Source organism: Streptomyces graminilatus, from assembly GCF_001418565.1.
GTDB lineage: Bacteria > Actinomycetota > Actinomycetes > Streptomycetales > Streptomycetaceae > Streptomyces > Streptomyces graminilatus.
This window is the reverse complement of the sequence record NZ_LIQQ01000288.1, coordinates 1-9,267: the sequence shown is the minus strand read 5'-3', so window position 1 is coordinate 9,267 and position 9,267 is coordinate 1. Positions and strand designations below refer to the sequence as shown.

Sequence of the window (9,267 nt, the reverse complement as noted above, 5' to 3'; positions counted from 1 at the left end):
CGAAAGGGGGGTCTGGGGGCGCAGCCCCCAGGGACGGGAACGGGAAGGGGCGGCGGGGGCGAGACCCCCTGGACCTCAGCCCGTACGGGCCACCAGTGCCGTGGCGACCGCCATCAGCCCTTCCCCCCGCCCGGGAAAGCCGAGCCCGTCGGTCGTCGCGCCGGACACCGACACCGGCGCCCCCACCGCCTCCGACAACACCTTCTGCGCTTCCTCCCGCCGCTTCCCGATCTTCGGCCGCGGCCCCACCACCTGCACGGCGACATTGCCGATGGTGAACCCCGCCGCCCGTACGATCCGAGCCGCCTCGGTCAGCAGCGTCACCCCGGAGGCCCCGGACCACTCCGGACGCCCGGTACCGAAGTGCTGGCCCAGGTCACCCAGCCCGGCCGCCGAGAACAGCGCGTTGCACGCCGCGTGGGCGACGACGTCCGCGTCGGAGTGCCCGGCGAGGCCTGTCCCCTCGCCCTCCCACTTCAGGCCGGCGCACCACAGCTCCCGGCCCTCCTCGAAGGCGTGAATGTCGGTACCGATACCGACCTGGGGCAGCACGGGCCCCACCGCGGACGTCTCAGAAGCCATCGTTGAGCCTCCTGCGCGCCAGTACCGCTTCCGCCAGCACCAGGTCCAGCGGCCTCGTCACCTTGAAGGCCTCCTCGTGGCCGGGGACGACCACGACCCGCAGACCCATCTGCTCCACCATGCTCGCGTCGTCGGTGACGTTGTCGGTCACCGTCTCGTGGGCCCGCAGGAGGGTGTCGACCGCGAAACCCTGGGGTGTCTGGACCGCGCGCAGTCGCGCCCGCTCCGGGGTCGCCACCACGGGTTCCGGTTCCCCGGCGGTCGTGGCCGGCTCGACCTCCTTGACGGTGTCCGCGAGCGGCAGCGCCGGGACCACTGCCCGCGCGCCCTCCCGTACCGCCTCGATCACCGCGTCGACGGTGTCCACCGGTACCAGCGGGCGGGCGGCGTCGTGCACGAGGACGATGTCGATGCCGGGCGGCAGCGCGTCCAGTCCGAGTTTCACCGACTCCTGCCTGGACTCGCCCCCGGGAACGACCAGGAAGTCCGTGCGCTCGGGCAGCGCGTGGGTGTCGAGGAGGGCTTTCACCTCGGCGGCGCCGTCCGGCGGGGCCACGACGACGACCAGCGAGACGGCACGGGACGCGGCCATCGCGCGTACCGCGTGGACGAGCATGGGCGTGCCGTTCAGCGCTCGAAGCGCTTTGGGGGCGCCCGGGCCGAGGCGTACGCCTCGGCCGGCGGCCGGAATCACGGCGGCCGTACGTGCCCCGGGCGGTGTGGGGCGCGATTCGTCAGACATCGGTTCCTGTCAGGTTTGTGTGCCGAGCCCTCGTGGGTATGGCCTGGAGGAGTGCCGGGCGCGAGCCTCGATCGGACCCTTCCGTGACATCCGGTCGAGCCCGCTCAGGGCCCGGCACACCAAGTATCAGTAGTAACTACTTCAGGTACTTCAGGTACTTCAGTGCTACCGGCAGACCGCGGAATACCCGACCGCGGACAATCCACCCCCGGTGGAGAATCCACTGCCGGTGGTGCGGTGGCCCGTCCCGGCATGCGCATCCGGGCACGAACATGCCGCAGCGCCCGGCGACATTGGATACGTCATCGGGCACCGCGGCATTTCATTGTGCTGCTGAGCATTTGAGCTGCTGAGCTGAAGTGAGCCGGCTTTCAGGGCCTGTGCCTGCGTTCAGTCAGGGTCAGGACGCGAGCACCTCGTCGAGCAGTGCCTCGGCCTTGTCCTCGTTCGTGTTCTCCGCGAGCGCGAGCTCGCTCACCAGGATCTGGCGAGCCTTGGCGAGCATGCGCTTCTCACCGGCGGACAGTCCGCGCTCACGCTCACGACGCCACAGGTCACGGACGACTTCCGCGACCTTGATGACATCACCGGAGGCGAGCTTCTCCAGGTTTGCCTTGTAACGACGCGACCAGTTCGTGGGCTCCTCGGCATACGGAGCGCGCAGGACCTCGAAGACCCGGTCCAGCCCTTCCTGACCAACCACATCACGTACGCCGACGAACTCCGCATTGTCCGCTGGCACACGTACCGTCAGGTCACCCTGGGCGACCTTCAGCACCAAGTAGGTCTTGTCCACGCCTTTGATCTGGCGAGTTTCGATAGCCTCGATCAGCGCGGCCCCGTGATGGGGATAGACCACGGTGTCGCCAACCTTGAACGTCATGTGACAGGTACCCCTTCCGTGGCTATCCAGGGTAACACGGAAACGACGGCTTCTGAATGGCGTTTTCGCAGGTCAGGGCATATCTCGGGGCTTGACAACTGCAACAGGAACGTGCTTCGAGAGGGCCCCGGAGGCGAGGGTGGCGGGGGTATCCGCAGGTCGGAGCGGCTCTCCGAACGAAGTGAAACCCGGGCGTCACACGCACACGGAGGCCCCGGTGGGCGACCAAACATCCGGTTATGTCCACTTCCAAGCGTGCGACTTACGCTACTCCGTTCGGTGAGCGGAGTCGTTCGCGGGGCAAATCCGGAATTGATCACGGCAGCCGATGTCCGGTCGTTGTCGGGGTGATGTCGGGCCGTTGTCCGGCGGATGGCCGGGCCGATGATCCACAGATGATCCACGGGTGATCTACAGGTGATCAATTTCCGGATGTGCTCATTCCCGCACCGCAAATCCGCGAGCCCCGTGATGACGCCGGGATGACGCCGATGACACTTATGTGAATGTCGAAGTGGCTCATGAGACACCCCCACTCTTCCGGTGCCGCGCCTCCGCCCACGCCTAGAGGCGGGTCGGGTGCAGCCGTGCGGGGGCGGCTCGGTAACCTAAGGCCGCTGACAGTCACTTAGGGCGGCTCAATAAGGAGCTGCCCGTGCGTTCCAAGGAGTTGCCGCCGCCGTGAGCAGCAGCCTTCGACGCGGCGCCCTCGCCGCATCCGCCCTCGCGTTCTCGGCCGCCACGCTCGCCGGGTGCGCAGCCGGAAACGACGCCCAGACGCTGCAGGTCAAGCCGGACAACGCGGCCACGACCCTCGGCGACATCAAGCTGCAGAACGTCGTCGTCATCACCCCGTCGGACCCGGCCTCGACCGGCCCGGCCGGCGTCGCCGCGACCGTCTTCAACAACGGCGCCACGGCCCAGACGCTGGAGTCGATCACCGTCCCCGGCACCGGCGAGACAGCCGAGCTGAAGCCCGCCACGGGCGGCAGCCTGAGCATCCCGGCCCACGGCTCGCTCATTCTCGGCGGCGCGAACAACGCCTCCGCCGTACTGACCGGCAACAGCGAGGCGGTCAAGGACGGCAACGCGCAGAAGATCACCTTCACGTTCAGCAAGACCGGTGCCGTGAGCCTGCGCGCCTTCGTCGTCCCGTCGGAGAGCTACTTCACCTCCTGGGGTCCGACCGAGGCCCCGGCCGACACCGCCTCGCCTTCGGCCGTGCTCACACCCGAGCCGTCCCCCTCCACGACCCCGGCCGGCGAGGCCGGTACTCCCGCCGCCGCCGGCGGCACCCCGAGCGTCTCGGCGTCGGCCGCCCAGTAACCCCGTAGCGGCGCGTACGCGTACGTCGAAGGGCGGGACCTCCTGGAGAGGTCCCGCCCTTCGACGTACCGGCCGGGTGTGCGGGCCGGTTTACGGCTCGAACTTGTATCCGAGACCGCGGACCGTGACCAGGTACCTGGGCGCGCCCGGGTCCGGCTCGATCTTGGCGCGCAGGCGCTTGACGTGGACGTCGAGGGTCTTGGTGTCGCCCACGTAGTCGGCGCCCCAGACCCGGTCGATGAGCTGCATACGGGTCAGTACGCGGCCCGCGTTGCGCAGCAGCATCTCCAGGAGGTCGAACTCCTTGAGCGGGAGGTCGACCTTGGCACCGGCGACGGTGACCACGTGGCGGTCGACGTCCATCCGGACCGGGCCGGCCTCCAGCGCGGCCGGGCTGACCTCCTCGGGCTCGCCCCGGCGGCGCAGGACGGCGCGGATACGGGCGACGAGTTCGCGGGAGGAGAAGGGCTTGGTGACGTAGTCGTCGGCCCCTATCTCCAGGCCGACGACCTTGTCGATCTCGCTGTCCTTGGCGGTGACCATGATCACCGGGACGTTGGACTTGACGCGCAGCTGACGGCAGACCTCGGTGCCGGGCAGGCCCGGCAGCATCAGGTCGAGCAGGACGAGGTCGGCGCCGTTGCGCTCGAACTCGTCGAGTCCGTCGGGCCCGGTGGCCGCGATGGCGACCTCGAAACCCTCTTTGCGGAGCATGTACGAAAGGGCGTCGGAGAAGGACTCCTCGTCCTCGACGACGAGCACTCGGGTCACGGATGGACCTCCGGGGCGTGAAGCGGATCGTAAGGGGATGTGCCGGTGGTCCGGTCGGCCACTTCGCCGGGGTCGGACGGTCCGTCCCCGGCTTCGGGGTCGGAGGCGTGGAGTGACTCGTGGTGCGAGTCATGGTCGTACAGATGCGGCCGGTTCGCGCGGGCCCGGCGGCCGGTGGCCGCCTCGGGCAGGCGCAGGGTGAAGGTGGAGCCCTGGCCCTCGGAGCTCCACACCGTGACCTCCCCGCCGTGCGAGGCGGCCACGTGCTTGACGATCGCCAGCCCGAGGCCCGTACCGCCGGTGGCGCGGGAGCGGGCGGGGTCGACGCGGTAGAAGCGCTCGAAGATGCGCTCCTTGTCCTTGTCGGAGATCCCTATGCCCTGGTCGGTGACGGCGACCTCGATGAGGTCGCCGCCCGGTGCGTTCACCCGGCGGGCCGCTATGCCGACGCGGGTGGTGGAGGGTGAGTAGTTGACGGCGTTCTCGACGAGGTTGCCGAGGGCGGCGGCGAGCTGGCCGCGGTTGCCCCAGACGCGCAGGTCGGCGGTGCCGCCGGCGGCCATGGTGATCTGCTTGGCGCCGGCCTGGTGGCGGCAGCGGTCGACGGCCTCGGCGACGAGCTCGTCGACGCGGACCGGCTCGGCGTCCTCCAGCGGGTCGTCGTTCTGCACCCGGGAGAGGTCGATGAGCTCCTGGACGAGGTTGGTGAGGCGGGTCGCCTCGACCTGCATCCGGCCGGCGAAGCGCTCGACGGCCTCCGGGTCGTCCGAGGCGCCCATGACGGCCTCCGAGAGGAGGGACAGCGCGCCGGTGGGCGTCTTGAGCTCGTGGCTGACGTTGGCGACGAAGTCGCGCCGTACGGCCTCGATGCGCCGGGCCTCGGTGAGGTCCTCGACGAGGAGCAGGATGAGCCGCGAGCCCAGCGGGGCCACGCGCGCGGAGACCGCGAGGGCCTCGCCGCGTCCGGTGCCGCGCCGGGGGAGGTCCAGCTCGACCTGGCGTATCTCGCCGTCGCGCCGGGTGTCGCGGGCCATGTGGAGCATCGGCTCGACGGAGAGCTTGCCGCCCCGGACCAGGCCGAGGGCGTACGCGGCCGAGCTGGCCTTGACGACGGCGTCCGCCTCGTCGAGTACGACGGCCGAGGACCGCAGCACGGACAGCACCGTGTCGACGCCGGGCGGCAGTACCGGGTCGGTGTGCAGCGAGGTGCGGGTGGGGCGCTTCTGGTCGCGCTCGCTCCAGCGGAACGCCAGCATGGCGATGACGCCGGTGAGTACCCCGGCGATCGCTGCCGCTGCGGCGACTGCCGCGTTCACGTCCATGCAGCCAGGTTAGGCATGGGATGCGGCCTGGCTACAGCCATGACCGTGCGACCTCGAACACTCGTCGCCCAGAGTTCACCTTGGAGCCAGTATTGGTTCATTTGTCGTGGCGGAAAACGACGCGTCCGAGGCCGAACGTGGGAGCGTGGGGGTCACGGGGCCCGGTGCTGCCCCCGAATGGACGTCAAGAGAGGGACACCTGATGCGTGACGCGTACCACGAGGAACTTGACTCGATCGGCGACAGTCTGGTCGAGATGGCCCGTCTCGTCGGGTCGGCGATCGGGCGTGCCACGACGGCGATACTCGACTCCGACCTGAAGCTGGCCGAAAGCGTCATCGAGGCCGACGCCAAGGTCGACGAGCTCCAGCACGACCTGGAGGGCCGCGCCATCGCGCTGCTGGCCCGTCAGCAGCCGGTGGCGACCGACCTGCGGATCGTCGTCACGTCGCTGCGGATGAGCGCCGACCTGGAGCGCTCCGGCGACCTCGCCCAGCACGTCGCCAAGCTGGCCCGGCTGCGCTTCCCGGAGCGCGCGGTCCCCAGCGACCTGCACGCCACGATCCTGGAGATGGGCCAGCTCGCGCAGCGCCTGATGGCGAAGGCGGCCGAGGTCATCATCACCAAGGACGTCGACCTGGCGATGCAGCTGGAGACGGACGACGACGAGATGGACCTGCTGCACCGCACGCTGTTCCGCCACCTGATCGACGACCGCTGGAAGCACGGCATCGAGACGGCGGTCGACGTCACGCTGCTGGGCCGCTACTACGAGCGCTTCGCGGACCACGCGGTGTCCGTCGCCAAGCGTGTCGTGTACCTCGTGACGGGCGAGCACGCGGACGACCTCCAGGTGGACGTGCAGCCGCCCACCGGGGCCGAGGGGGCCTGAGTCTTCGAGGGCTCGCGCGACAGGCGGCTCTACGGGGTCGCGATAGACGGCTCCACGGGGTCGGGGCGTGCGGAGCCGCCTCTCGCGCCGCCGAAGGGCCCGCGAGCCCCTGTGCGCCGTTGATGCGCCCGGCGGGGCGGGCATGCAATGGGGAGAAGGCACCCGTCTCCAGGATCCGGTCCAGGATCCAGGCTCCAGGAGGGCCCATGGCCGAGACCCCCAGCACGCCCGACCCGACACAGGCACACGAGACGCAGCAGCCCGCCGAGATCAAGAACCTGCCCCTGTTCGGCGCCTGCGGCTGCGGCTCCGGCTGCGGGTGCGGCTGCCAGTCGGGCAACCCCTGTCAGTGCGGTTGACGACCCGTCAACAAGCCTCAAGGGCCCTGTCTCCACGCGATGGAGGCAGGGCCCTTTTGTGTGAGGTCGCGTGAGATTTGTGCGGGGTTTGTGTACGGCGAGCCGGTCGCGCCTTGTCAGAAGCGGTCGCAGCCGGTCTCGACGGCTGGGTAACCGGCTTACAATGCACACAAGTTGACGCTCATGTGCTGTCCACGCACAACAGGCACCCTGTTGCCATCTCGTTAACCGGCACTTCTTGACGCATGTGCCCACCGCCGCGTTGGCTGCCGTAACCGATCTTTATCTGTTCTGCACCTGCCCTGTTCTGTACCTGCTCTGTTCCGCAACACCCTGTTCCGCAACACCCTGTTGTGCAACTGCTCTGTTCTGTACCCGGGTTCGTCATGCTGTTCCCCGCCTGGAAGGCACCTGCCGTGAATGCTCGTTCCCCCCGTCGGACCGCCGTGCGCCGTACCGCCATCGCGGTGACGGCCGCTGCCTCTGCCTTCTCGCTCGCCGCGTGCGGTGTCATCGACAGCGGCAGTGACAGCAGCGGCTCGGCGGAACCCAAGAAGGGCGACGACATCACCGTGGGGCTCCTGCTGCCCGAGAAGAAGACGAAGCGCTTCGAGCAGTTCGACTACCCGCTCTTCAAGAAGCAGGTCGCCACCCTCACCAACGGCAAGGGCAAGGTCGTCTACGCCAACGCCCTGGGCGACAAGGAGAAGCAGAACCAGCAGTTCGACGAGATGGTCGCCGCGAAGGTGGACGTCGTCGTGGTGGACTCGATCGACGCCAAGACGATCGCGCCGTCGATCGAGCGGGCCAAGCAGGCGAACATACCGGTCATCGCGTACGACCGGCTCGCGGAGGGCCCGATCGACGCGTACGTCTCGCACGACAACGAACTCGTCGGCGAGGTGCAGGGCCGCTCGCTGGTCGAGGCGCTCGGCGACAAGGCCTCGACCAGCAAGATCGTGATGATCAACGGCTCGCTCACGGACCCGAACTCGGGCCGGTTCAAGACCGGCGCGATGAACGAGCTCCAGGGCAAGGTCCAGATCGCGGCGTCGTACGACACCAAGGACTGGGAGCCCGAGATCGCCAAGGCGAACATGGAGGCGGCGATCAAGTCCGTCGGGCTGAGCAACATCGCCGCCGTCTACTCGGCGAACGACGGCATGGCCGACGCCGTCATCGACGCGCTGAAGGAGGCGGGCGCCTCGAAGGTCCCGCCGGTGACCGGGCAGGACGCGGACCTGGCGGCGGTGCAGCGGATCGTCTCGGGCGAGCAGTTCATGACCGTCTACAAGTCGTTCATCCTGGAGGCGAACAACGCCGCGTCCATCGCGGTGGCGAAGGTCCAGGGCCGCGATATCGAGTTCGACGCGCTGACCCGCGACAAGGTCGACAGCCCGACGGAGAAGAAGATCCCGGCGATGCTGGTCCCGGTGGTGGCCCTCACCAAGGAGAACATCGACGACACGGTGATCCAGGACGGCGTGTACACGGTCCAGGACATCTGCACCCCGAAGCTGGCGGCGGACTGCGCGGAGATCGGGCTGAAGTAGCTGAAGCAGCGGGCGCGGGGTCCTCCCCCCGCAGGTCCCCACAGGTCCCCACGGGCCGCCCCTGGCCATGCGCGAAGTCGCCGGGGCGGCCGTACGGGCAGAGGATGGAGAACAGGCGAGCGGTACCAGTGCCAGGAGATCGCAGCCCGAAGACCGAAGATCACCGAAGATCACCGAAGATCACCGGAGACCACCGAAGATCAGGGATTGGAGGTGCGAGGCATGGCCACATTCATGGACGTACACCACAACATGAAGGGCATCACGGCGGACCAGTTGCGTGAGGCCCACAACGCCGACCTCGCCATCGAGAAGGACGAGCGCGTGCACTTCGAGCAGGCGTGGGCCGACCCGGAGTCGGGCGTCGTCTACTGCCTCTCCGAGGCACCCTCGGCCGAGGCGGTGCAGCGCGTCCACGAGCGGGCCGGCCACAAGGCCGACGAGATCCATCCGGTTCCGCTGAAGGTCTGAGGACGCGGCAGACCGCCGGCCAGGTACGAGGGTCCCCTGCCCGTCGGTGCGACGGGCAGGGGAAAGGTCACTTCCCCGGTCTCACCTCACGTCGACGTTGTCGCTGGAGCCGGCCGCGGACATGGTGAGGTCCGTGCCCGCGAAGTCGTAGCGGTACGCGCCGTCAGCCGTCGCCTTCACGGTGGTCGAGGCCCAGCCGTTCCGGTCGGTCTTGACCCCCCGCAGCGGCTTGAAGGGGCCGCTCGCGCCCTTGCGGTACATCAGCACCAACTGGTGCCCGACGAGCGGCACGTTCTTGTTCTTCTCCCAGTCGGCGACGGTCATCCGGGCCTTGACCGTGAGCTTCTTGCCCTTCTTCACCGGCTC

At 68.9% G+C, this 9,267-nt stretch carries 10 protein-coding genes and 1 pseudogene; 5 read left to right on the top strand and 6 right to left on the bottom strand.

The features are described from left to right. Window positions 1–75: 75 nt before the first annotated feature. The 3 genes from ispF to AOK08_RS24105 form a co-directional block, all read right to left on the bottom strand. A complete protein-coding gene (gene ispF, locus AOK08_RS24115; protein ID WP_055529721.1) occupies window positions 76–582 on the bottom strand; it encodes a 2-C-methyl-D-erythritol 2,4-cyclodiphosphate synthase in 507 nt (168 codons plus the stop codon). Then, window positions 572–1,324: a 2-C-methyl-D-erythritol 4-phosphate cytidylyltransferase gene (gene ispD / locus AOK08_RS24110; RefSeq protein ID WP_055529719.1), complete on the bottom strand. Its 753-nt coding sequence runs from the start codon at window positions 1,322–1,324 to the stop codon at window positions 572–574. Before ispD ends, ispF begins: the two co-directional genes overlap by 11 nt. 400 nt (window positions 1,325–1,724) lie before the next feature. Next, on the bottom strand, window positions 1,725–2,207 hold the full coding sequence (locus AOK08_RS24105; RefSeq protein WP_006380568.1) for a CarD family transcriptional regulator: 483 nt from the start codon (window positions 2,205–2,207) through the stop codon (window positions 1,725–1,727). Window positions 2,208–2,888: 681 nt separating this feature from the next. On the opposite strand from AOK08_RS24105, the gene AOK08_RS24100 reads away from it, so the two are divergent. Further along, window positions 2,889–3,533: a copper chaperone PCu(A)C domain-containing protein gene (locus AOK08_RS24100; protein ID WP_055529717.1), complete on the top strand. Its 645-nt coding sequence runs from the start codon at window positions 2,889–2,891 to the stop codon at window positions 3,531–3,533. Between the two features lie 90 nt (window positions 3,534–3,623). Here the strand turns inward: AOK08_RS24100 and phoP are convergent, their stop codons facing one another. Together phoP and phoR are read right to left on the bottom strand one after the other, a co-directional pair. Then, window positions 3,624–4,295, bottom strand: coding sequence for a two-component system response regulator PhoP (gene phoP / locus AOK08_RS24095; protein WP_479683327.1), 672 nt, complete (start codon window positions 4,293–4,295; stop codon window positions 3,624–3,626). Window positions 4,296–4,300: 5 nt separating this feature from the next. Beyond that, window positions 4,301–5,626, bottom strand: coding sequence for a two-component system sensor histidine kinase PhoR (gene phoR, locus AOK08_RS24090; RefSeq protein WP_055529713.1), 1,326 nt, complete (start codon window positions 5,624–5,626; stop codon window positions 4,301–4,303). A gap of 202 nt (window positions 5,627–5,828) precedes the next feature. Here phoR and phoU point away from each other — a divergent pair, with 202 nt between their 5' ends. From phoU to AOK08_RS24075, 4 genes are all read left to right on the top strand, one after another. Beyond that, entirely contained in the window at window positions 5,829–6,518 is a 690-nt protein-coding gene (gene phoU / locus AOK08_RS24085) for a phosphate signaling complex protein PhoU (protein WP_055529711.1), read from the top strand. 206 nt (window positions 6,519–6,724) lie between these two features. Then, window positions 6,725–6,877: a hypothetical protein gene (locus AOK08_RS46640; protein WP_198539359.1), complete on the top strand. Its 153-nt coding sequence runs from the start codon at window positions 6,725–6,727 to the stop codon at window positions 6,875–6,877. Window positions 6,878–7,293: 416 nt separating this feature from the next. Continuing rightward, window positions 7,294–8,430 (top strand): sugar ABC transporter substrate-binding protein, encoded by a 1,137-nt coding sequence (locus tag AOK08_RS24080; protein WP_241827066.1) that lies wholly within the window; start codon window positions 7,294–7,296, stop codon window positions 8,428–8,430. Between the two features lie 222 nt (window positions 8,431–8,652). Further along, window positions 8,653–8,901, top strand: a complete 249-nt coding sequence (locus AOK08_RS24075; RefSeq protein WP_055529708.1) for an SCO4226 family nickel-binding protein — start codon at window positions 8,653–8,655, stop codon at window positions 8,899–8,901. Between the two features lie 81 nt (window positions 8,902–8,982). Here the strand turns inward: AOK08_RS24075 and AOK08_RS24070 are convergent. Next, window positions 8,983–9,267 (bottom strand): annotated as a pseudogene (locus AOK08_RS24070) (hypothetical protein); the annotation flags it as partial.

What these genes read in the sequence shown, in the direction of transcription:
- ispF (WP_055529721.1), bottom strand. Translation starts at nt 582, where the DNA reads ATGGCTTCTGAGACGTCCGCGGTGGGGCCCGTGCTGCCCCAGGTCGGT.
- ispD (WP_055529719.1), bottom strand. Translation starts at nt 1,324, where the DNA reads ATGTCTGACGAATCGCGCCCCACACCGCCCGGGGCACGTACGGCCGCC.
- AOK08_RS24105 (WP_006380568.1), bottom strand. Translation starts at nt 2,207, where the DNA reads ATGACGTTCAAGGTTGGCGACACCGTGGTCTATCCCCATCACGGGGCC.
- phoR (WP_055529713.1), bottom strand. Translation starts at nt 5,626, where the DNA reads ATGGACGTGAACGCGGCAGTCGCCGCAGCGGCAGCGATCGCCGGGGTA.
- phoU (WP_055529711.1), top strand. Translation starts at nt 5,829, where the DNA reads ATGCGTGACGCGTACCACGAGGAACTTGACTCGATCGGCGACAGTCTG.
- AOK08_RS46640 (WP_198539359.1), top strand. Translation starts at nt 6,725, where the DNA reads ATGGCCGAGACCCCCAGCACGCCCGACCCGACACAGGCACACGAGACG.
- AOK08_RS24075 (WP_055529708.1), top strand. Translation starts at nt 8,653, where the DNA reads ATGGCCACATTCATGGACGTACACCACAACATGAAGGGCATCACGGCG.